Genomic DNA, 24843 nt, shown 5'->3' with positions numbered 1-24843 from the left:
TATCATAGCATGTCCCGAGTTAGAGGTCGTTACAGTAAAACGGATATAGCGTACTTTGGTTACATTATACAAAGGACAAGTCTTAGCGCCGTTATTAGACGCTTCGGCTGGGAATGTGCCAAAATCGTGCATGTAACATTGTCGAGACTACCTTCCACTTTGGCCAGTGTAGTACCTCTGGTATCATTTAAGCGGTCATAGTATATAAGAGTTGTAGGTACTACTTCCTGCATAAGATCGAATGCGAGGTGTTGAGGTAGCGAGGAACCACTAGTCTAGTTAGAATGCCAGAATGTAGACTCATCGTTATCGATAGCCTGTGCAGCTCTACCATTAGAGCCTTCTTCGGAAGATTCTTCAGTAGAAAAGTTGATAACTTCCCATGTAGTAGCTACCTTATCGAGTACTACTTCGGTAAGTGTTACGGTATTGGTAGCAAGGTAGAGCCGGTTAAATATAGAAACTCAGGCACTTTTCGCCTGAGTTTCTGCATATCTTATTCTGCGAACTTCAATCCTTGCAATCTGTTCCATCCTCCTCGTGTGAAATCAGGAATCTCTACAGGTGCGGAGTTATTATCGAGGGATATTTCGGTCAACGGTATCAGACAGCACCATTCGGCGAGGTCATATACATCCATATCGAGTGGAAGCCCTTTTTGCAGGCAGTAGATAAGGCGGTAATCCATGATAAAGTCCATACCACCGTGTCCGCCTACTTTCTTAGCTTGCTCTTCGATATCTTTTGCAATAGGATGTTTGTATTTCTCCATCAATGCTTTTCTTACCTCAGGCGACACAAAACTGTGTGCGTTGAGGTCTTCGTGGTTAGGGGCAATGTCAGAACCTATCTCGTCTCCACCCAGAGCAAATCCTTGTACGGGGTATTTGTTTGCAAACCCTTTAGTCCCCGATATCTGGTACATACGATTGTATGGGCGCGGAGATGTGACATCGTGTTGAATCATGATCGTTTTGCCTTTTTCGGTACGTATCATTGTCATGGTGTGGTCGCCGTTGCGGAAATTTTTGGCATCTATATTTTCTTTTCTGTCTTTTTTGAGGAAGGCAGGATTGCTCACCGCTTTTGTATCCATCGACACAAGGTAGTTCATCTTATCGCCGCGATGTATATTCATAGCCTGACATACAGGGCCTAAGCCATGTGTCGGGTACACATCGCCACGATGTTTTTTGTTGAAGTCCATGCGCCAGTCGTTCCAGTACTCATCCCAGAATGGTTGCAGGCCGTGTATATATGCTCCTTCGCCGTGCATTACCTCACCAAGCAGTCCTTGTTGTACCATATTCAGTGTGGTGAGTTCAAAGAAATCATATACACAGTTTTCCAGTTGCATACAATGCTTACGCGTTTGCTCTGAAGTATTTATCAGACCCCATATTTCGTCCATAGTCATAGCCGATGGTACTTCTATAGCTACATGTTTGCCGTCTTTCATCGCCTGTATGCCTATAGTCGCGTGCGATTTCCAGTCGGTGGCTACATATATAAGGTCTACATCGGGCAGTTTTGTTACTTTGCGCCAAACCGATGTGTCTCCGTAAAACTCCTGAGCTTTAGGGAAACCTCTTTTTTCGAGCATGTCATTTACTTTCTTTGTGTTTTTTTCGAGGACATCGCACAATGCTACTACTTCTACTCCCGGGATGTGCGTCATTCGTTGCACGGCACCGGGTCCACGCATGCCCAGTCCGATGAAGGCTACACGTACAGTGGAGATAGGGGCGGTTTTTAGTTCGAGTACATCTGTCTGTCCGGCAGGGCGGACAGGGGTAGGAGTTTTTATCAGACCTTGTGCCGATAAAGCCAATGTCCCTGCAGTAAATAAACTCAGTAAAATTGATGTGATTTTTTTCATGATCTAAAAATTGTTTTTCATTGAATTTATTAGATAACAGTTATCAGGTATTAAATGTACTCATTGATTCTTTAAAATTATAATTTGTTAAGAAAAAATAGAGATTAATTTGATATAGTCTGATAACAAAAAAAGAAGCGAAAAGAATTTTCTTTCCGCCTCTTCTGCTTATAATCTTAACTGGATTAGATTTATTTCACTGTATTTATTCCGTTAAATTCAGCCTGAGTAAGTGCCCATGCCAGTGTGTTGGCAAAAATGATGGCGTTACTTACTGTTTTTCTGTTTGCTGCTGTTCCACGTCCGAATCCAGTCTTTGTTGCAGGCTTGTAGTCCGGCGCTCCTGAGTTTTTGAGAGGACAGGCGGTTGTGCTCGTTCCACCATCTCCCGAAAGGAATCCACAGTCGCCAAACCAAACAAAGTTGAGTGTTTTATGTTTGAAACCTGTTACTGTACCGGTATTGGCTGTATTATTCGACCAGTCGTAACCGGCAGTGTACACATCTATTGCTGAGCCTGGAAGGCCGGAAGCTCGGGCTGTTACCGAAGAGTCTTCTCCCCAGTACTCGCCGCGTACATCACCGAAAGGGCCATTTGTAATCATATCGTTCACAGCTGTTGTCATCTGATATACGGCACCGGCTCCGTTGATAGTACCTGTGCTTATTGCTCCATCTTCATCGCTGAAAAGAGTTTTAAAGAATGGAGTCAGGTCATAGTTATGTTGTTTGTATGCAATCACAACTCCTCCTTTTCTCAGATATTCTACAACTATATTGGAAAGTTCCTGAGTCATATATACATTGTGTGTAAGTACACAGATGTCTACTTTGTTCGTTAATAGCTGAGTTCTTACTGTTTCCAATTCTGTTGCATTGAGCGTTGTATTGTGAGATGTATTTGGCAATACAAATTCGAAACCTTCTGCTTTGAACGTACTGGTAGGAAGCACACCAAAGTTTGCTGTACTTGTTACTATCTGGTTCGACCGTGCGCCCGGTACAGTGAAGTTGTAGCCGTATGCGGATGTATCGCCTATAACAAATACTTTCTTTTTAGGTATTACAGTGGTTACTTTTACCTTACAGGTTGCAACAGATCGTGTACTATTCGATTTGATTATCAAAGTTTTGTCATCAGTAGTTGTCGGTACAGAACCGTCCGCCGGATAAAGCGTTACTTCCTGACGCACAGAGTTTAACTGTCCTGATCCTTTGAAGGATATACCATCTACAACATCTGTTTCGATAACATAGGTTGCACCTACAGCGGTTATATCCACATCCAGAAACAATGTAATTGTGTTCGTTGCCTTGTCCAACGGTTTATTTAGTGTATATATACCATTTGCCTTAGCAGTAGCACAATCCATCGTATATAATGGTTTTTTCGAAGAGTCTTTCACATCTACATACTTGTCACACTTATCCATAACCTTACCGTTGAAAGTTATTTTCATTTTGTCACCGGTAGGCTTATCTTCGGTATGATTTTTTGGTGTTCCTGCACCCGGTATCGAAATAAAGTAATATCCGGTAGCCATGAATACGCCTGTTGCTGTGAAATAGTATCCGTTGTCGGATTCTGTAGTTGCAGTAACGGTATATGCACCTGCTTTTGATACATGTAGTGCAATAGTCATATAGTTTCCGCCATCCAATGGTACTTCGTTTTGATATAAACCTTCGAATTGCAGCGAGTCGCAACTACCCAGCGTAGCCATTGCATTTCCCATTTTAGACTGGAAACAATTCCACTGTCCACCGTCCCATTGGTTAAATCCAAGACATAATTCGTCTTCATCGCTTTCTTTCAGATTGTAAACGATCAGTCCTGTGTGTGCCGGTTTAGTTACTGTTTTGTAATCTGTGTCTGTTGTATCTCCCTGATAAAATGGTAGTAACTGGTACTTATTCTCCAATTCTACACGCGGAAGTAAAAGTCCCCCATTTTTGGCTGTAACACCGCCCGTACTGGTCGCCGTCTGGTCTTTAATTTGTAAAGTAGCATGTTTTTCCGGTGCTTCGGAGTGACCGATAGTTACCTGAGCTTTCATCCCGCCCAAACTACTGATTATTAAAAAAGCATTTAATAATAAGACCGATAGTTTTGTCTTCATTTTCTTTTTACTAGTTTAGTTAAGTATTAAAATTCATATAGTTATTTATTTTTGTCTTTTTTGTGAATTCAAAGCGCTGAAGTTTCTGACTTCTAGCTTCGCAAGCAGAAGGTAGGGTAATGAAGGATAGATAAATATTGAAAATTATGACAACTATTTGGTTGTCAGTATGGTAATACACCCTCGTTTCTCTTCAGGCATTGAGCTATGTATGTTTATTTCTGTTTTTTTAATACATTTATTTAACGGTGATAACTACCACTATGTGCTATAGTGATGCATGATTATGAGAAAAAACTGTAATTTGTCTTTTGATTGTTTCAAAATTTAATGATATTTGTCTTCTTTAAAATACTATTGTCTTCTTAGTCTTCTATTTTTAAACGTTATTGTCTTCTGCTAAATAGATTAGTACAAAAGTATTATCTTTAGTTTGGTCAAATGGTTCATATATTGACATTATTTTGTTTTCTATTGTCGTATTTAGTGTTATGTTGCTTGTTTATTTGCATTTTATGACTTGCTTTTAAACTACATATTTTTCTTCTTCGCATTCATATAATAATTAACAATCTTTTTATATAATCTGTTTATTACTAGTTTGTTAATTACTTTCTTATTTGTCTTTAAAGCGCTGATAAGTGAATAGTTTAAACTTAAGGATGATTGTGTTTTTATATTATATTAGTCGATATAACATATTTATAATTAATATTTTATTTAATATTTTGCGCTTAATGACAATTGCTTATGTTTCTTTAATCGTTAATGGTAAGGATCCCTTGTTTTAATTTCATGAATTGTTCATATGTGGGAATAGTGTATAAAATGATGTCTATTTCGTTTGATAGTTGTTTGTGTGTTTGCTATTATTGTCATTATCGATAATTAATATTTTTTATATGTGTGTTAATGGGAAATTTATTTATTTTTGTTTCATGAAGTGCAATATTGGCATTGTTCGAAAAACATAACTTTGTTTTAAAATAATTAGAGCCTGTTTAAATTTTACCAAAATATTTTATTATAGATTCTTTTTCATTCATTTTTAGGCTCTTTTGGTTTAATTTATCCCTTTTATCGGCTTAAATAGCCCGCTATTATCACCTCAAAAAAGAATAAATTATTCCCAAAATGGCTCTAAAAATCTGAACGAATAAAATTTAAACAGACTCTAAGTATAATCTTTTCTTTGCATAAAGTGACAACTTGTGGGATTAATAGTGATGAACTAACCCTTTTGTAGAATTCAATGCTCTCAATAAGCATGAAGTGCTAGGGTGCGATTTCATTAATTGAATAATGGAAGGGAATTAAGATATATTTCCCTTTAGAGGTAATTGATCTACATAATTTGTCGGATTATAGCTGTTTCAAAATTTATCTTATTAAGATTACTCAACTTCTGTATACAAAACAATTCTATGAAGACCCCAATTAATGAACGGCTTAACGCTATAATAGAGAGCCATGTGCCGAAAGGTAAGAGAGTGGTTCCTTTCCTGATGGAGATATTGAATACCAGTAGAGAATCTGCATATCGCAGAGTCAGGAATGAAATATCGTATACGTTAGAAGAAGCAGCGTTGATATCATCAAAACTAGATATTTCGATAGACGATGTATTTGGTTTCATGAATAAAGATAAAGCGTCTTTCTATATTAATAAGACTAATTTTCAGTCTCCGACAGATAGTTATGTGACAATGCTAGAGAACACTATCAATACATATAGTAATATATTTGAGGCAAACCATTCAAAGGCTACGGTTGTAGGAAATAAATTACCGATCGCTCTTTTAATGCAATTCGAAAAACTGTCTAAACTAAATTATTTCAAGTGGGTTCATCAAACTAAGAATTTAGCTATCAATTCTAAATTCTCGGATCTGGTTATTCCAGCAAAGGTGATAGATATACATAAGGAGTATGCACGTACTACCGAACTGGTAAAAGACCTGACGATTATTTTCGACGATAATATTATTCAAGCTACAGTGAAAACAATTCTGTTCTATTACCGGAGAAATTTGCTCACCGAAGACGAACTGCTAGAACTGAAAAAAGATTTGCAGGCTATGCTTGACCGACTTGAATATTTGTCACATACAGGCAGAAGCGAAAAGGGGACGGATATTTCAATCTATGTGTCGGCTCTGGATATAGAATCTAACTATGTACTTTTTGAATATGACGGAAAGGAGTCTACGCTTTTTTGGTCATCAGGGATAAATCCTGTTATCATTCATAGTAAAAATGTTTTTGAAGAGCAAAAATTATGGACAAGGTCTATATTGAAGTATTCTACACTGATATCATTGTCGAATGAAATAGTACGTACAGATTTTTTTATCAGACAACGGGGCTTTCTGGAGCAACTTCATCTGAATAATAAGGAGTTGTCGGTATAAATTATGATTATCGCTCCATACTCTTAATCAGGTCTCTTTGTTCATTTAAGAAATCTGCTTGTAAACTCTCATTCGATTTTGTAATCAGCGAAGAGTATTTCATAAGCGATTCCAACCATTTTTTTTGTAATTGGCAAACTTCGTTATTATATACGATAATAGGACTTACCGTATATATCCAGAACTGAGCACAGGCACTATTGTCATACTCGAGATAAGTACAGTTAGAGCTTATATTGAGAGAAGATAAATAAATATGAATATTTGTATCACCCTTATATTTTCCTGTCAGAAGCATTCTTTCCAGATCGTCGAGTATTTGAAACAGTTCACTTTGAATAGCCTTCAGCTCTTCTTTCTTGATAAGATTGCGATCATAATAGTATAAGATTTCTTCGATAAAACTAATAAATACATTTTTGTCAAAAATGATCGTAATATTTTTGACATTCATATAATTGTATATGTATTTTTTGTAATCCTCATTTAACTGTCTGGGTATTTCTAAATCTGAGAAGTAGAAGTTGATGGGAACATTATGTGTTTGATGTACCCATTTGTAATATCTGAATTTTTTTGTGTATTCATAATTTAAGGTAAGGGGAATCGGGATTCTGTTATTCGAAATAATAATCTGGGCATTTTGGGCCTTAGACATTCTTACATATATATTATTTATACTGTTTAGTATATTGGAGTATTTTTCAGTTTCATCTCTTTCATTTGCCAAATTTAAATCAAAAAAAGCCCTTTTCTTATTGCTTTGTCCGATTAGTTCATCCAACGATAGCCCTAGCTTAGTTGAAATTGTTACTGCTTCTTCTAAAGAAAAAGATATTTCTCCTCGAATTCTGCGATATGCTGATTCTCTGCTTAGATCAAGCAAATCTGTCAGAAAAGATACAAGTTTTTTATTGCTTGGCAAATAGTCCAGTATTGCCGTTATCAACTTTTCGCTCAATCCTTCTTTCATAAGTTTAGTTTTCTATAATGATAAACCATCAGGTTCTAAAAATGTTTATCAGATATCCAATTAATATACGCGAATTTGTTAAAAAAGTACTTTTTGGATCATTTGTGTAGTTGGGAAATCCTTTTGAAACTGTCCCGTTAAATCCAAAGTAAACCGTTCCGCCCTTCTAACGGAAAGTGCCCCCCAGAAAAGAGTAAAAAGTCTTGATTGATTTAGAGATATAATGATATTCCTTAAACAAAAATCAATGATTATCACTTATGCCTGGAAGTAATATGCCCAAACATGTGAAGGCAGTAGCTTCCCAAACAGATTTAGGAAATACAATTGCATTGGTAAACTTCGGTGATGAAGATGCTCCAATCGAAATATTATTGGAAAAAGACATAATTGATGCAAAGATGTAGCTGTATAAAGAAAATGACAGCAAGACAAATGGGTTCGGGCATCCTGTACCAACTCGAAGCGGATAAATATTACAGGAAAATATTTTGTGAATAGCTTCAGGTGAATCCTGTGAAATTATTATTGTAACACCAAATTATAGAATTAATCAGTCGTTATAGATTGTAAATAGCGGCTGATTATTAATACCGAAACTCTATGGGCTTAATATTAAAAAATCAAGATAACTTATATAACGGAGAAGGCATCCTTGTGAGACACCTTCTTCGTTTTGTCAGTTGACTTGTTCAACAATAAAGCTTTTAAATGATACTTTATTTATTTGGAGTATCCCATTTATGTGTTTTGTTGCATGTAATATTTAGTGTCTGATTACCACTTTGCAAACGAAAATCTCCTTGTTCCAGAATCCATTTTCCATCAGCACCGACAAAAGCCAGGTCACTACCTTTGATGAGCATTGTGACTGTTTTAGTCTCACCCGGTTGTAATTCCACTTTTTGGAAAGCTCGTAGCCTGCGACTCTCCGGGGTAAGAGATGCCACTAAGTCGCGACTGAACAGCATAACAACCTCTTTTCCGATACGTGTACCGCTATTAGTAACATCTATGGAGAAGTTCAGTTCATCTTCTGCGGTAAATGAAGTTGCATTTGTTTGAAAATTACTATACTCAAACGTAGTGTAACTGAGTCCGTAACCAAAAGGCCACTGTACAGAAATCACCGCATCGTAGTCATATGCACCTTCCATCTTGTCCATTTCTTCGCTTACCCTGTAGTCATAGGTAGTAAGTTCCGCTTGGTTGCGCGGATATGTGTAAGGCATCTTGCCACTGGGGTTGGCATCACCGGCTAAAATATTGGCTAATGCATCACCACCATAATTTCCGGGTAGTAGAATGTTTACGATACCGCTTGCCAGTGGTTCCAGGTCATTGATGATACGAGGCCTACCTTCATTAAGTATCAGGATCATAGGTTTTCCCGTAGAGGCCAGTGCTTTTACAAGCTTGCTTTGGTTAGCTGAGATAGCAAGATCAGAGAGGTTACCTGGCGTTTCGCAGTAAGAGTTTTCACCAATACAAGCGATGATGATATCCGCGTTGCGAGCAGCAGCAACAGCCTTTTCTATTTCCGGTTCATTTTCTTCTGTATAGCTGCCTTCTGGCTTATAGGTTACCCCTTGCTCCAGACGAACGTTGTCTGTTCCGAATTTATTGCACAAAGCCTTGTAGATAGTATTATATTTGCCGGCGAATCTATCTGTCAGATGTCCTTGCCATGAATAACTCCATCCACCATTCAAGCAGCGCATCGAATTGGCATTAGGACCAGTTATGAGAAGTTTTTTACCTTTCACTAAAGGCAATATATTATCTTTATTTTTAAGTAAGATTTGTGATTCTTCAGCTGCATGAAGTGCCAATTCTGCATGTTCACTACCACCGAAAAGCGGATAATCTTCAGATAAGGTATTGGGGCGTTCGAAGAGGTTCAAACGAAACTTGAGACGGAGGATACGGCGAACAGCGTCGTCAATACGGCTCATCGGCACTTTGTTTTCTTGTACCAGTTCTTTCAACAGTGTGCAGAAACTGAGGTCGTAAGGTTCCATTGCCATATCTATGCCTGCATTAATAGCTATTTGAATGGCTTCTTTCTTGTCTGCTGCAATGTGTTCGCGTGTATAAAGATTATTGATATCGGCCCAGTCGGTTAGTAGCATGCCATCCCAGTTGAGATCTTCTTTCAGCCACTTCGTAAGCAACTCATAGTCGGCATGTACCGGCACTCCGTTAACAGAACCGCTGTTGACCATAATAGTCAAAGCTCCGGCTTCGACACACTCCTTGAAAGGAGCGAAGCACTTTTCGCGCAGGTCAGAAACGGATATGTAAGCCGGTGTACGGTCTTTACCTGTGCGCGCCATACTATAGCCCATATAGTGCTTTACTGATGTAGCAATACGGTCGGCAGGAATATGATTAGGGTCATCTCCCTGATAACCGCGAACAGCAGCGCCTCCCATTATGGAATTAACCAAACAGTCTTCGCCAAAATTTTCCCAAACACGTGACCATCGCGGATCACGAGCCATATCCACAGTAGGTGAATAAGTCCAAGGACAATTGGCAGCACGAGTTTCATAAGCAGTGACACGCGCCGCCTCGTATGCCAGCTCGGGATTGAACGAAGCAGCGATATTGATGTTTTGTGGGAACAACGTGCCATCTAATGTATAGGTAGTGCCATGAGTCTGGTCCAGTCCATAGATACATGGAATACCAATTTCTTTCATCGATACAGCTTGTATCTTACCGATAATTTCCTGCCATTTCTCCCTGCTTTGTGCAACGGGACCCGGAGCATTTAGGAATGAGCCGACCTTAAATTCCGCAATAGCTTTATGAAGTTTGGCATCATCTAACTTGAATTCACCATTCTCAAAATCACCCAATACGTCAATGGCCAGTTCTGTCATTTGACCTATTTTTTCGTCAAGTGTCATTTTTGAGAGGACTTCCTCTACCTGCTTTTCTATCTGGGAATCTTCAGGGATGGCAGGAGATACTGCCTGCTTAGAGCAGGCAGCCATCGCTACCAATACCGGGACTAACAGTATTTTTTTTAGTATCATATCCGAAAATATTATTCTTTTAACAGTTATTACTGTACAGTTATCATATCCACATAGTAGCCATGCCCTACGCAGAGGAATCCGTCTTCTGCCTGTATCTTATTCAAGACTTCCTGTGTAAGTTGTACTTCCTTCATGCCATCCTCTGAGAATTCTATCACAGAAGTACCCGGCAGATCGTCCCACCAGCCACTGGTTGTACGTAACTGATGATACTCATCACCGGAGGCTGCTGAATAATGAATCTTTAAGATGGCACCAGCTGTTATTGTAGCAAATACGTCTTTCCCGATCAGGTTGAAGGTTTTATTAGGATTACCATCAGGAAGATCCCATGATACATAGTGATGCCCTTGCCAAAGAACTGTTTCTGAAGATACAGTAACTGTTTTTTCTGTGGTAGCACCTTGAGCACTATAGAATTGAATGTTATCTCCATTTGTTGTCTTTCCTGTCAGTTTATATTCTCCATCTGCAAGAGACGGGCAAATAATTGCAATTTCTGTTGCTGTCTGGCGAATGAATTCAGTGATGTCTTGTCCTGCAAATGCGAGAGAAGCGATCTGATCAAGGTTAATACCGGTCATAACCCACTCTCTGTTGGCATTGGTTCGGTCGGCTCCTGATGTGATGAGTGCCGCCTTGGAAACTGTAACCACATTGCCGCCAAACTCGCTACCACCGGTATCTACCAGAATCACACGATGTTCTCCTTCTGTCAGGTCGGTTGGTACGGTATATTCTATATAGTTCCCGCTTTCGGATTCGATATAAGTAATGTCAGTGATGGTTTTTCCGTCGATAACTATGCTTTTCACCTTGTCGAGATTATTGCCATAGAGACGAGCTGTTGTACCAGGTGCAATGATTCTTTCGAATCCAACTTCTGTTGCCCACGGATCATCAGACAGAGGATTAACTTGTACGACACCTTCGCGATAAGTCGATTTACCCGATTCGGTGGAGACTACTACCTTGAATTGATATGTACCGGCTTTGAGATTAATGTCGAGTTCCGTACCAGTCTGAACTTCATGGCCGTCGATTAGCCACGAGATAGTGGTATGGTCGGCCGGCGTAACTGTCAGTTTCATCGTAAGATTTGCATCGCGGCTAATATTGGCGATAACAGGTAGATTTCCGTTTTCACGGTCGGGGAAGATAGGGTCGAGTATACGTGGTTCATCATCTGCTGTAGCAGTTGAGAACGGATCTTCGTCACTACAGGCTGTGAATGCAAACCCCATCGCAAGCATAGCAAGCAGTATATAATATATCTTTTTCATATTTGACTTTTATTTTTTTTATAATTACTTCGCAATATCCCACCATACAGGTGTGTTCCAGCTGTTAGTGCCGCCCATACGGCTCAATGCCTCATCATAGCTCGCTTTGTTGTAAGACGATTCAAGTACAGGGTAACAAAGGCGCACAGGAATTTCAGAACCGCCGGTAAGGAACTGACCGAAGCCGTAATCTGCCGGCGATTTCAGTTTGGGATAGCCCGAACGGCGAACATTAGCCCAACATTCGGAAGGGTTAGTGAAATGCAGAATCCATGCTTGTGTGTTAATGGCTTCCTTTTTCTGCTCATTGGTATAGCCTATACCTATATTCGGGAAAAACGTTTCAAAATCATCATTAGAGACTACTTCACAACCGTAATTGTCAGACAGAAAGTCCATTGCTGCGCGTACTCCCTGCTTATAGAGGTCATTAACAGAAGCACTACCAACATTCCATCCTTTCAATGCAGCCTCTGCCAATAAGAATTTCACTTCAGCCGAAGTCATCACTACACCCGGATTGTCTCCTTTGAGGAAATTGTTGGCGAGTTTTGGCTCAGTCTCACGAGCAACGCTGGCAGAGATCGAAGGATCATTTTCGGCCAGTTCTTTCAATATGTCACTATCATAACCTGATGGCCATGGTTCCCAAGAATAAGCTCCCGGATCGCGCGGTTGGAACGGGATGTTCTTCTCTATCATTTCATCTGTCAAATCGATGCGGTTGTCAGGGCTTGTAGAACTCATAAGTCCGTCATAGTAGCAGCGTGCAATTCTGAAAGTACGAGGGTCGTTAGTATTGTATAGCTGATTGAAGAACGTAGAACACAAATAGCTTGGATTATTAGCAGGGTCATTGCCAAATAACAACTGTGACATGGCATTGCCGCGATAATCGGAATATGCCTCTTGTCCAAAGCTGAACGATATATTCATATATTTGATAAGTGCGTCGTCTGATGCATTTTCTAAAATACCACCATCGGCTTGCAGTGCGCGCTCAAATTCTTCCTGCCCTTTTTGCGGAGCAACATCAGAGATTCTCATCGCAAAGCGCAAGCGAAGCGAATTGGCCAGCTTTTTCCATTTTGTTACATCTCCATTGAAAATCACATCACCCGTAATCTTATCTTTACTTGCATCGAGGTTAGCAGTAGCAGCACTCAACTCAAGGAAGAAATCGTTATATATATCCTCCTGTTTGTCATAGCGAGGGGTGTATATATCTTCAAGTAAGCCTTTGCCTGCCTCACTGTATGGAGCATCTCCATAAATGTCGGTAATGATTGAGATAAGATAAACCTTGTATATACTCAGGGCTGAATTGATATTTACTTTATTCGGATCATCAGCTGTGCGGTATTGTGCATCTGTGATGTTCTTAATGGCATTAGCATAAAAGAATGTCCATACGCGGCTCATTTCTGAATTATCTTGTGTATGACGCCCTCCATAATTTGTAGTATTCCAGCATCCCATAAGCTGCTGATTGAACGCATAGAGATAATTGCGATGAATTTCCTCCATATCGAGGCTGCCATAAGTCTGTAGTTGCGCAGTAGTGAGCTGTGCATTAGGGTCAATAGAGGCTGCCTTCGATGGATCGGTATTCATGTTTTCCATATACTCGTCACTACATGCAGTAAAGAGCATGGCACATGCGGCCAATATTATTGTAATATATTTATTGTATTTCATTGTATATATTCTTTATCGATGAATTAAAATTTGATATCCTTTTAGAATTTTACATTGACGTTGAATCCATAGCTCTTGCGCGATGGCAACGAACCATATTCCAGTCCCATTCCTGTCGTATTATTATAGTTGGAATCCGGGTCAATATTAGGGATATTCTTCCATACGATGAACGGGTTACGTGCAACAAATGAGAGGGTAAGTCCCTTAACAACATTCTTCAACCATGGTTTTGGCACGTTGTAACTCATCGTTATTTCACGACACTTCACATACGAGTTGTCATAGATAAACATTGACGGAGCATTTCTGCTGACGCTCATCCAGTAGTCTTCGGGGTTAATATAGATATTGTTTTCACGATAGGTACCATCACCATTATCAATGACACCGGGAGCAATAAAACCACCTGTCGGATTCCATGAAGAAGAGCCTTTGGCTATGCCGGCAGCCTGACGCTGTTCTTCTGATTTATACCATCCCTCACGCCCTTCAAGCGTTTCTTTGCTCTTACCCGACTCATAAGAAGCCCGAGCTGACATAGAATAGAGGTCGGCACCCACTTTTACGTCGAAGACTGCGGAGAGCGATAGATTCTTGTAAGTGAAGGTAGTAAGGAGGCCTCCTGTCCAGTCCCACGAAGCATTACCCAAAACATGGTTGCTTTTGTCATACTGAGGCAAACCTGTTTGCGGATCGATAAGGATGTCTCCATTGTCGTTACGCTTAAAATCAGGACCAATGATAGAACCGAAGTTTTCGCCCACTTTTGCTGCCACCTGTACATCTAGCCAAGCAGCTTTTTCCAGTTCGAACATATCCATATCGTCAACAAGTTTTTTTACCTTGTTGCTATTCTTAGAGAAATTCAGGTTCAAATCCCAAGAGAAGTCTTTTACTTCTACAGGGCGTGTATTGAGCACAATCTCTATACCTCTATTTTCTATTTCACCGGCATTGATCAGACGGCTGGTATAACCTGTTGTCCATGAACTGGCCATACCCATAATCTGGTTTTTACTGTTCTGTGTATAGTAAGTGAAGTCAAGGCCAACTCGATTTTTCAGAAATTTCGTTTCCAAACCTATTTCAAAAGAATTGGTCTTTGTCGGTTTCAGCTTCTGATTAGGAATTGTATTATTGTTGATATAACCAATGGTGTAACCGGGATAAGCATATTTTGATTTTGTGTACACCAAGCCTAATTGATAAGGGTCAGTATCGCTACCTACTTGTGCCCAAGACATACGGAGCTTTCCATAAGGCATGATATTGTCCATTTTGGTCAGTTCGGAAAATACGAAACTACCAGAGAATGACGGATAAACATACACATTGTTTCCTATAGGCAGGGTTGACGACTGGTCGCCACGTAGGGTAGCGTCAAGGTAGAGCATATGTTTCCATCCTACATTAACTGCTCCGTAAGCAGAGTTGATCTGCTTGCGATAGCTGTTTGGCTCAACACTTATTTCATTGAAGCTCATCAGCGTCACTACATCTCGTATCTGCATGTCTTGTGCTGTGGTTACAGTGGTCTGGTTATTCACTTTATAAACATTACCACCAAGGGTAGCGTTGAGGTCAAAATCACCCCATCTGTTGTTGTAAAGAGCCAGTACTTCAAAATTGTACATACGGTTTCGGAAGTTGCTGATTTGTAAGCGTCCGGCTTCGAATCCCGGTGTAGTAGGAGCCTTGTAATCTTCAAAGGCAAACCAGTTAAGCTCAGTACCTGCCGTACCTTGCAATTTCAGGTGCTTATTGATGTTCCAGAGTACTTTACCATTGAAGCGGAACTGGTCTTTTTTAGAACTATTGGAATTCTTATATACATCCCAGTACGGATTCACGTTGTAAGGGTCCATACCGTTCCAGTTCGAATATTCTCCATTTGCGTCCTGATAGGTTTTCAACCACTCCTGGTCATAAGTAGTAGCGAGGGTCATCAGGTTTTTACCGATATTCGACTTGCTGTCGCCCAGTGCAGGACGGTTCTTCACATCTTCACGCGTATAGTTAGCGCTGAAGTCGAGATCTACTTTAGATAGGGTAGTGTTGGTACGCAGATTGAAGATGTCGCGGCTCATGTGGGTCTTTGGTACGATATCTTTGTTACGCATATCAGTATAAGTAAAGCGTACACCCGTATTGCCGCTATTTGTATTGACAATGGCTGTATTAGTGGCTGTAAGTCCTGTACGGAAGAAATCTGAAGTATTGTCAGGTATGATGAGGTAAGGACGCTCTACGCCGTCAAAATACCTTAGCATATTACTTCCATCCGCTTTAGGACCCCAACTCTTATTCGTATTCGATACGGCATCGATGCTATAGGTTCCATTGCTACCCATACCATATGTTTGCTGTATATCGTTCCATTTGGCTAACTGTGTGTCGAAAGTCAATGTTCCGTTATATTCTATACTGTATTTGTCTTTCTCACCGGCTTTTTTAGTAGTGATAAGGATAACCCCGTGGCTGGCACGGCTACCGTACAGTGCAGAGGCGGCAGGGCCTTTCAGTACAGACATATTTTCAATATCATCGGCATTAATGCTTGAGATACCATCTCCAAGGTCGAAGCCTCCTGCTGTTCCGGCACTGCCATAATTAGTATTGTCAAGAGGCACACCATCAATAACATATAAAGGCTGATTGTTACCTGTCATTTCGGTGCTACCACGCAGGATGACACGCGTAGAACCGGATGGCCCGCCCGCAGTCTGGCTGACTACCAGTCCTGCTACACGCCCTGCCATAGAATTGATGACATTGGTTTCTTTCGCTTTTGTTAGGGCATCACCCTTTACTTCATCTACGCCATAGCCTAATGCTTTACGCTCCCTCTTTATACCTAATGCAGTAACCACTACATCGTCAAGCATTTTGCTGTCTTCTTCCAAAGTAATATCTAAAGGAGTATTACCAGCTTTCACTTCCTGGGTCTTAAAGCCTATGTAGCTGATGACAAGAGTGGCACCAGACTGAACATTCAAGCTGAACTTACCGTCTGTGTCGGTCATAGTTCCGTTGGTAGTTCCTTTTTCGACAACAGAGGCTCCGACTATAGGCCCAAGATCATCTTTTACTGTTCCTGTGACTTTATTGTCTTTTTGTGTAATTTCGGAATGATCCGGTTTTGCTGCTTTCATTTGTGGAACGCTTCCCAACAGGCAGAGAAACAATGTTCCACAGAGTAATGCATACTTGCAATTTCTTACTTTCATAGAATATATAATTAAGATTAATATACTTTTACCCAATCGATATACATGTGTGTTTTTTCTCCATCTTTCAGTGCCGTAATATCGTTTATATTGTGGATTCCGGGGAAGTCGCCCCCTACGGCAAGATTGAATAAGATATAGAAGTTGTCTTGGAAATATCCATAGCGTCCGCTGACCTTGCTTATGTCAAAAGAGTGGAATTTGACATTATCAATAGTTATTGTGAGGCTGTTTTCGTCCCAATCTAATGTGTAGGTGTGATATTTACCGTCTTGTAAGCTATTAGCAACATTTGCGGCATGATATTCTTGCCGGTGGGTTTCGACATTCTCCCCAAAATGGATGGCTGTATTTACAAATCTTTCGGAGGTACCCGAAGCTATTCCATTGCGCTCACCCATTTCCAAAATATCTATTTCTCCGCATTGTGGCCAGTGTTTATTATTATCTCCCATCATCCAGAATGCAGGCCATAAGCCGTTGGCTGTTTTTGGCAGTTTTATGCTTGCCTCTATTTTTCCATACTTGAAACTCTTCTTTCCTTGCGAATTTACCCGTCCGGAGAAAATCTTGTTTCCTTTACGTTCGGCTGTCAGAATCAGTACTGATTTGCCTTCGTCCATACCGACTGATACATATGCCGGATCGTAGGCTTGCAGTTCGTTGTTGACCCATCCAGCTTCATGAGTTTCTTTTGTCCACACATTTTCATTGAAGGAGTCAAAATCGTCTTTGAAGAGAGATTTTTCAGGTTCTTCGGATTCTATATACCCATCATTGGAGGAGCAGGCTTGCTGCATTGAACACATTGATAATAGTAGTAAGATTATTACCTTTCTCATATTACAGATAGTTAGGGTTAAACTTATTTTTCATAGCTGTTGAAGTATAGTCAGTAATAAAATGTGTCCTTACATTCTTCAGACATTGCTTTATTCTGTTTTTTCTTGAAAGCTTGATGCAAAGATTGAAATTATGCAGCAAAATGATGGGTTGATTGCTGACATATAAGGTTTGATTGCTGACAATTTTTATGTTTAGCCTTATACTAAAATAGGAAATAGTCCGGTTTTGTGTGCATAGATTTTATTCTGAATATTTGCTGGGCTGAACACCGAATTGTTTCTTGAATAAAGAACTAAAATATTTAGTATTTACAAATCCAGTCTCAAGAGCAACTTCCGTCACGTTTCTATCCTCCTTTAATAATTCGGCTGCTTTTTGAAGCCGGATAATCCGAATAAATTCTTGGGGGCCATTTCCTGTCAATGACTTGAGCCGGCTGTAAAAAAGGGTTCGGCTCATAGCCATTTCGCGGCACAAGGTGTTAATATTAAAATCGGTATCGCTTATATTTTCGATGACAAGCTGAGTGGCTTGTATAACAAATTTACGGTCACTTTCCGACTGAATATTTATGGACAATTCGTCCGTCTTACTGTCAGAGGCTTCTGTAGTTTCTATTTCTATCCGGCTTTGTTGACTATCTGTGGAGGGCTTGTCTGCTTCAACTTGTTTTATAACTTGCCGCATAAAGAAGTCTCTTTGCCTGTTTCTGTTTTGGATGAGGGTATGTACTTTTAGTTTCAGTATCTCGGTACTGAAAGGCTTGGGAATATAATCGTCTGCACCTTTCTTTAGTCCTTCAACTGTTGCATCGTGACTGACCTTTGCTGTAAGGAGGACGAAAGGTATCCCCGATGTATCGGGATTGTCTTTCACTAGTTTGCAAAGTTCATCGCCTTGTATGCCGGGCATCATAACATCGGACAGTATCAGGTCGGGATATTCATTTGTGAGGTAGGAAAGTGCTTCTTGTCCGTCAGAAACATCAACTACCCGGTAATCGTATTCGAAAGTTTTGCGCAAATAATAGCGAAGAGCCTCGTTATCCTCTACGATAAGCAATGTATTCATTTCTCCCTGCCTGCTTATATTTATTGTTTCGCTGCTTTCACGTTCCGTAATATCGGTAATTTCGGCAGGCAAGGATTCCTTCGAAGTGACGGTCGGCTTACTTACTGGCTGGGGAACGGAATCCGTCCTTTTCAGCGTTATCGTAAATATACTTCCTTTATTCTCTTCCGACCGGAAGCTGATTTTTCCCTGTAGCATCTTTATTATGCGATGCACTTGCAAAAGACCGAATCCGGTTCCCCCTTCCTGCGATCTTCGTGCGTTTTCTGCTCTGTAAACATCAGTAAATAAGTATTTTCTATCCTTTTTGGGAATACCTATACCGCTGTCTTTAATTTCTATAATCGCTTTTCGTTTGGTAGAGTTCAAACTTAAGCAGACCTCACCCTGAGGCATTGTGTATTTGCAGGCATTGGATACCAGATTATCCAACATAATCTCTACCATATGCTTGTCTGCCATAATGTAAACATCTTCATCGGGTAAGGAAAGACTTAGATGTAATTGTTTTTTATCACAAAATGGCTGAAAACTGGCAATCTCTTCTGCAAGAATATCGTTGAGGTTTAGCGGGGTTAATATAAGCTGCTTTTTATGAGTATCCACTTTCTCAAATTCGAGTAGTTGTGTGACGAGTGTATACAGCTTGTGAGTGTTGTTGCGCGCCAGTTCCAGGAAATACTGTAGTTTATCGGGAAGTCCTTCTTCTTTGCTGAGGTCTTCCAGCGGTGCCATAATAAGTGTTACCGGTGTGCGGATATCATGTGCGGTATCGATGAAGAACCTTATTTTATCTTCATCGTACTTTTTCTGAAGCCGATTGCTGTTGTATCGTAAAATAAAGTAAAAAATGATCGCTGCGATGCAAATGTAAAACATCCAGGCCCACCATGAATTCCACCAGGGTTGCGACACTTCCAGTATAAGTGTTCGCTCCGATATTATTTCCTTATTACTTTGGCGCAGGCTACGTACCTTGAGGAGATAGGAACCCGGTGAGACGTTTGTATATCGTACCATGCCATTGGGTGATAAATTACTCCATGACTTCTCGTATCCGTCGAGGATATACTGGTAGGCAATGTCGCGCTGGAAACGGTGGTTGATTGATTCGAATGTAATGGCAAATGAGTTGTGGCTGTAATCAAGCCGGACAGTACCGTTAGTCAGCATGTCGTATATAACAGGACGTAAACGTTTTTCTTGGTCAGTGTCTAAGTATTCTATCGTCAGGCCGGTAAATCGCAATGGAGCCTGATAGTTTGTGGCAGCAATGGCATTGGGCGTAATACAGACAACACCATTTGTACTCCCATAGGCAAATTTTCCGTCTGCCAGCCGGACAAATGACGACTTGTTATATTCCTTATCTATGTCTCCTAAGTAATTGAGGTTCGATACCTGAAAGTTTTCGATCAGTGCGAGCCCTTTTCCTGTGCTTACCCACAAACGCCCTCTGGAATCCTTTTGCAGACTATATACATCGTCGGATGGAAGCCCCTCCTGTGTGGTGAATGTCCTTGCCTTGCGGGTATGCATGTCGTACAGGTTTAATCCACCACCTTCGGTACCCAGCCAAACGGTACCGTCATCATTGAAAAGCATAGAAATGATATAAGCGCTGGCATTTTGATTCAGAAATTCCTGAAAAGTAGCGTAGCGTTGTATATCTCCGCTGCGTTTGTTCACCAGACAAAAACCATTTACGGTAGCTACCGCTATCTGGTCGTGATCCAGTACCTGTATAGAGTGAACCCATTTTATATTGTATGACTTTTTGTGCTGTCCCTCTTTGTCCATTATTAGCAGATCTCCATCCAGACCTCCGACCCATAAGTCGCCATCTATATCCTGCCTGATGGAAAATATGTAATTTGTCGTCAGTTCCCCTCCCTGTTTAGTGAGATGCCGTATGACTTGCCCCCCGCTATTCAGAAGATAGATGCCATCACCATAGGTTCCTGCCCATACCGAGCCTTTTTCATCTTTACATAAAGTAATTATTACGTTACCTTTCAGCGTATGATTCCACCTGTACGAGGAGGCGTTCCGGATGCTGATTCCGTCATCGGTTGCGAACCACAAGTCCCCATTAGAGTTTTCTTCTATATCATCGACATTATTGTTTGCCAGCGACTGAGGGTTTCCCCTTTCATGTGCTAATATTGTGATAGGGTATCTTGATAAGATAGCGACAGATACACCTCCGGAATAACTGCCTATCCAGATATTTCCCTGACGGTCTTTGGTGACGGCATAAATACCATTGCCCCGTAAGAAAATGTCGGTACTGTCTTCGGTACTCATCAGCAGATGAGTCTTCTTCGAGTCTCTGTCCACTGTGTACACTCCTCCTCCGTCTATTCCTACCAATACTGTATGAGTGTCGTAAATGGTGATGTCTCGTATGGGATTAAGAAAACCGGAACCTTGTCCTTCCAGAAAGAGCAGACTGGAAGTGGTCAGGTTCATTACCCACAAGCCATTGTTGAAAGTCCCTACCCAGAGTTCATCTTTAGCAACGTCGCAGAACAAAGTCTGTATGTCTTTTCCTTCTATCAGCCAGTACGGCTGACTCAATCCGGAATGTGAAAGTTTCATTACCCCCTTAGAAGTACCGACAAAGAGCGATTTACCTGTAGAAATAATATCATTTACATACTGTTCGGGGACAATAGAACTGATACGCCCATCTGCCTCTTTCTTATACAGCCCTTTGCTTAGTCCGAACCATAATGTCCCGTTATGATCCAAACATAATTTATTGAGAATAATTTCTCCACTAATGTACTCTCCTAGAAATAAATCTTGTTCAAAACAGTCGTTCGAGACAGAGTAACGATATATCCTTCCGGTATGGTCGTATGCCCACAGCCCTCCGTAACGCTCATTGTATAGCAAGCGAAGCCTGCGCCCGGCCATATCGCCATAATGAAAGTCTCCCGGCAAGGTATAGCTTTTTACAGTCTGACCATTATAGCGGTCTATACCCACTTTGGTCGCAATCCATATTACGCCATGATTATCTTCAACAATAGAAAACACACGTTGACTACTAAGGCCTTCTGAGTAACCAATATGCCTGATATCAAACATGTTGTTGGTTAATTCAGCCTTGACTGTTATGCTGATTATCCATAACATTATAATAATAACATATTTCAAGAATAACCTCATAGTTAGAATAAACATGTGATAGATAAATAAAAACGAATGGCCTGCGTCCCATTCTAGAAATTACCTAAAAGGGATGCATGGCTGATATTATTATATTTGACAATAAGAACAATTATAAAAATATGTCATTATGTTAATCCAAGGTAAAGTTATAGAAATTTATTGTATCGCAGGCGATTCTTTTTAGGAATTACACAGCAAATTAATATCTTGCTCTAAGATGCCCGATGCCGGAACAGAATCTTTGGATGTCAGTTTTTTCTGAGGCAGACCCAACATTTTCCGCAATCTCTTAGAGTCTGTTTAAATTTTACCAAAATATTAAGAACCTGTTTAAAAATGGACAAATCGCAGTAAAATATATTGGGTATCAGTTGTTTAAGTAGATATTTATTCGTAACTTTAAGATTACCAAGTCATTAAAATTACAATGAATAAAATTTATCCGACCGATATAACCGATACCCAATGGCAATATATGAAAAAAGTTTTGTTATTCGAAGAGCGAAAACGAAAGCATGATTTGAAAGAAATATGGAACGCCCTATTTTACTTAGTAAAAACCGGCTGTCAATGGCGTATGTTGCCAAAAAAATTATCATTAGTGTCCACTAAGAATCGCACAAACATCTGTATTTGATTGATAATAAGTAATTTATTATTTATTTTAGAGTAAACGGATTTGAATTTACACTTAGTACTTAATTGTCAAAATTGAATATTTCAATTTTTTAAAATACTGAAAATCAATAGTACTCATAATTCCAATTCATTCAATTATTAAGAATCTGTTTTTTTAGTGGACACTAGTGTAAAATTATATATAATCCCTGTTTCATCCGTTATAGTCCATGAGTCGTTTGTCCAATTATAGTTATATTTAATTGGTTTCTCTTTTTTTTTACTGATGGATTTCTCCTGTTCGATAATCAATATAGAATTTTCCCGAATTTCCAGGATAAGAAAAATAAAATACATCTGGTTGCAAGTGCCCTTGAGTTGCATATTCATAAAATTAAGACAGTATTTGAAGTGTTAAATTCCAATCTGTTATTTCCTGGTAATCTTTTGGAACGAATCCCCTTTAATCATCCTGATTTATATGATATGATTATTATCTTTATTTAATTATTTTCCTTAATGTTATTGTTTTATTATCTTACCAACCTGTGTTACATTGGTTTGATTATAGTTCTTAGGGTTTCTGGAATCTCAAATTCGGCACATTTTATCGATTCCAGCTTTTTTTGTCCTGCTTGAGTTAGAGCAAAATACATCTGACGTTTATCATCTTTCCCGACAATACGTTTGATAAGCCCTTTTTTTTCTATCGACTTTATCACTTTCGATGTATTTGAGTTACTAAGTCCCAGTATGCCTGCTAATTCATTTGAAGAATATTTCTGAGTGTTCAGGGAGCATAGTAGCATCCCCTCATTCAGCCCAAGATTATATAATTGCTGAAAAGTTAATTCAAATTCATATATTTCCCTGTACACATCCCGGATCTGGCATAATGTACTTATTTGTGGGTTATTCATCTTATCTGCCATATAACATAAACTTATATTTATACCTGTTATTCCTTTAATAACATATTATCGATAACTTCCTTTAACTGCTGTTTAGACAGTGCTCCCGTAGCCATCTGAGGCTCTCCAGTCTTCGGCACAAACAGTAGTGACGGAATACTTCTTATCCCAAAGGCCGCGGCAAGCTCAGGCTCTGTCTCCGTATTGATTTTATAAATATATATACGGTCGCCATATTCTGTAGCTAGCTCATCCAGTACCGGAGCTATAGCTTTACAGGGACCGCACCAGTCTGCATAGAAATCAATCAATGCCGGTTTATCCCCCAGATACTTCCACTGGGCGGGATTTGTTTCAAAATTAGCAACTTTTGTTAAGAATTCAGCTTTTGTTAAATGTATTGTTGTCATTTTATTCTCTTTTTTAATCGTTTCTTTTATCTGATTACTTAATTCTGCTTTATTATTACAGGATAATAGTAATAATACGGCTAATGGAAATAATAATATTGTATATTTCATTTTAATCCGGTTTATATTTTTTTATCTGGTCGCCATAGATATTCTCTTTTTGTTTATTGCCGGTATGGCATCTTTCGGAGCCACAGCAGGAAATATTCATAATTGCCTGGAAAAGGAGCATCCCTCCCAGAAACAGAAAAATATAATTTTTAGAAGTTATAGAATAGATAATGGCTGCTATTCCCAATAACAAACGAACTATCCGGATTAGATTCCAATTTTTTAATATGCTATCCATTTTGCCCCTCATTTAAAACTAGTCCAACTTCTGCCATTGTATATCTCCTTAAATCCATTATTCTTCAATATCGTTACCGCGTCCCGGCTACGTATACCACTGGTACATACGGCAATAATAGGTTTACCCATCTCCAGTTTTGATAGATTACTATTCAATCTATCTAACGGTATATTAATTGAATTAACTGCCGCCCCCTGTTTATATTCCTCTTTTGTGCGAACATCCAGAAGTATAGCGCCATTCTCCAAAAGAGCTTTAAAATCAACTTTATTTCCCAATCCAAACAACCGGCTAAAAAAACCTATCATATTATTCATTTTTATTATTTGTTTTTACTTTACTCTTCTTGAAAATTCCTCCCAGTAAACCTCCCAGTAATACACCATATAAGGTACTTATGGTGGGAGATGAAGTTATCGGGCAAGTACCGGTACTGCATCCAATAAATCTCCAATATAGATATCCGCCCACTGCTCCCAGTAAAGCACCCAGTAGATATGTCCAATTGTCTTTTATAATTTTCATATTTATTTACTGCTATATTTTGTATTACAAAGATACATATATATTCCAATAGAAAATAATTCCTTAGGAAATAAATAAAAAGAAATTCACAAATAATGTTAAATAACTGACAGGCGTAGTTCTCTAACCTCTGGTAAATCCGTGTTGAGTTTATGATGGTTCCGGTAATCGGAGAGTACAATTATATTAAAACCACCCGTGGTGCATTTAGCTAAATAAAAAAGAAGTTGTTCATTATCAATTAAATGATTATATTTAATTGTCTGACAAACGATTAAATAAATGAACA

The 24843-nt window shown here is 39.5% G+C and carries 18 protein-coding genes; 3 read left to right on the top strand and 15 right to left on the bottom strand.

What is annotated here, in order from left to right; all coding sequences use genetic code 11:
* Nucleotides 1-496: 496 nt before the first annotated feature.
* Complete coding sequence (locus M2448_RS11835) at nt 497-1879, bottom strand: Gfo/Idh/MocA family oxidoreductase (protein WP_280646286.1); 1383 nt, start codon at nt 1877-1879, stop codon at nt 497-499.
* A gap of 191 nt (nt 1880-2070) precedes the next feature.
* Nucleotides 2071-3999 carry a hypothetical protein gene (locus M2448_RS11830; RefSeq protein ID WP_280646287.1) on the bottom strand — a complete coding sequence of 643 codons (1929 nt, stop codon included), beginning with the start codon at nt 3997-3999 and terminating at the stop codon, nt 2071-2073.
* A gap of 1424 nt (nt 4000-5423) precedes the next feature.
* Here M2448_RS11830 and M2448_RS11825 point away from each other — a divergent pair.
* On the top strand, nt 5424-6410 hold the full coding sequence (locus M2448_RS11825) for a hypothetical protein (protein ID WP_280646288.1): 987 nt from the start codon (nt 5424-5426) through the stop codon (nt 6408-6410).
* A gap of 7 nt (nt 6411-6417) precedes the next feature.
* On the opposite strand, the gene M2448_RS11820 is transcribed toward M2448_RS11825, so the two are convergent.
* Complete coding sequence (locus M2448_RS11820) at nt 6418-7383, bottom strand: helix-turn-helix domain-containing protein (RefSeq protein WP_280646289.1); 966 nt, start codon at nt 7381-7383, stop codon at nt 6418-6420.
* Between the two features lie 260 nt (nt 7384-7643).
* Between M2448_RS11820 and M2448_RS11815 the strand changes: the two genes are divergently transcribed.
* Nucleotides 7644-7790, top strand: a complete 147-nt coding sequence (locus M2448_RS11815) for a hypothetical protein (protein WP_280646290.1) — start codon at nt 7644-7646, stop codon at nt 7788-7790.
* Nucleotides 7791-8102: 312 nt separating this feature from the next.
* On the opposite strand, the gene M2448_RS11810 is transcribed toward M2448_RS11815, so the two are convergent.
* The 6 genes from M2448_RS11810 to M2448_RS11785 all read right to left on the bottom strand — a co-directional run bounded on the left by M2448_RS11810 (nt 8103) and on the right by M2448_RS11785 (nt 21702).
* Entirely contained in the window at nt 8103-10427 is a 2325-nt protein-coding gene (locus tag M2448_RS11810; RefSeq protein WP_280646291.1) for a glycoside hydrolase family 3 N-terminal domain-containing protein, read from the bottom strand.
* Between the two features lie 29 nt (nt 10428-10456).
* Nucleotides 10457-11713: a hypothetical protein gene (locus tag M2448_RS11805; protein WP_280646292.1), complete on the bottom strand. Its 1257-nt coding sequence runs from the start codon at nt 11711-11713 to the stop codon at nt 10457-10459.
* A 24-nt stretch (nt 11714-11737) separates the two neighbouring features.
* Nucleotides 11738-13411: a SusD/RagB family nutrient-binding outer membrane lipoprotein gene (locus M2448_RS11800; RefSeq protein WP_280646293.1), complete on the bottom strand. Its 1674-nt coding sequence runs from the start codon at nt 13409-13411 to the stop codon at nt 11738-11740.
* 41 nt (nt 13412-13452) lie between these two features.
* Nucleotides 13453-16641: a SusC/RagA family TonB-linked outer membrane protein gene (locus M2448_RS11795; protein ID WP_280646294.1), complete on the bottom strand. Its 3189-nt coding sequence runs from the start codon at nt 16639-16641 to the stop codon at nt 13453-13455.
* A 17-nt stretch (nt 16642-16658) separates the two neighbouring features.
* Nucleotides 16659-17483 carry a glycoside hydrolase family 16 protein gene (locus M2448_RS11790; protein ID WP_280646295.1) on the bottom strand — a complete coding sequence of 275 codons (825 nt, stop codon included), beginning with the start codon at nt 17481-17483 and terminating at the stop codon, nt 16659-16661.
* Nucleotides 17484-17727: 244 nt separating this feature from the next.
* A complete protein-coding gene (locus M2448_RS11785) occupies nt 17728-21702 on the bottom strand; it encodes a two-component regulator propeller domain-containing protein (protein ID WP_280646296.1) in 3975 nt (1324 codons plus the stop codon).
* Between the two features lie 463 nt (nt 21703-22165).
* Between M2448_RS11785 and M2448_RS11780 the strand changes: the two genes are divergently transcribed.
* Complete coding sequence (locus tag M2448_RS11780; RefSeq protein ID WP_280646297.1) at nt 22166-22375, top strand: transposase; 210 nt, start codon at nt 22166-22168, stop codon at nt 22373-22375.
* 532 nt (nt 22376-22907) lie between these two features.
* Here M2448_RS11780 and M2448_RS11775 read toward each other — a convergent pair.
* The 6 genes from M2448_RS11775 to M2448_RS11750 all read right to left on the bottom strand — a co-directional run.
* Nucleotides 22908-23288, bottom strand: a complete 381-nt coding sequence (locus tag M2448_RS11775; protein WP_280646298.1) for a winged helix DNA-binding protein — start codon at nt 23286-23288, stop codon at nt 22908-22910.
* A 26-nt stretch (nt 23289-23314) separates the two neighbouring features.
* Nucleotides 23315-23788 carry a thioredoxin gene (gene trxA / locus M2448_RS11770; protein ID WP_280646299.1) on the bottom strand — a complete coding sequence of 158 codons (474 nt, stop codon included), beginning with the start codon at nt 23786-23788 and terminating at the stop codon, nt 23315-23317.
* Nucleotide 23789: 1 nt separating this feature from the next.
* Nucleotides 23790-24026 carry a YgaP-like transmembrane domain gene (locus M2448_RS11765; protein ID WP_280646300.1) on the bottom strand — a complete coding sequence of 79 codons (237 nt, stop codon included), beginning with the start codon at nt 24024-24026 and terminating at the stop codon, nt 23790-23792.
* Between the two features lie 8 nt (nt 24027-24034).
* Nucleotides 24035-24337: a rhodanese-like domain-containing protein gene (locus M2448_RS11760; protein ID WP_280646301.1), complete on the bottom strand. Its 303-nt coding sequence runs from the start codon at nt 24335-24337 to the stop codon at nt 24035-24037.
* Between the two features lies 1 nt (nt 24338).
* On the bottom strand, nt 24339-24554 hold the full coding sequence (locus tag M2448_RS11755; RefSeq protein ID WP_280646302.1) for a DUF6132 family protein: 216 nt from the start codon (nt 24552-24554) through the stop codon (nt 24339-24341).
* Nucleotides 24555-24652: 98 nt separating this feature from the next.
* On the bottom strand, nt 24653-24843 hold a 191-nt coding region (locus tag M2448_RS11750; protein WP_280646303.1), incomplete at its 5' end, for a hypothetical protein.

The organism is Dysgonomonas sp. PF1-14, from assembly GCF_029892965.1.
Classification (GTDB): Bacteria; Bacteroidota; Bacteroidia; order Bacteroidales; family Dysgonomonadaceae; genus Dysgonomonas.
Note: the sequence above shows the minus strand (reverse complement) of the source record. Positions and strands in the feature narration are given on the sequence as shown.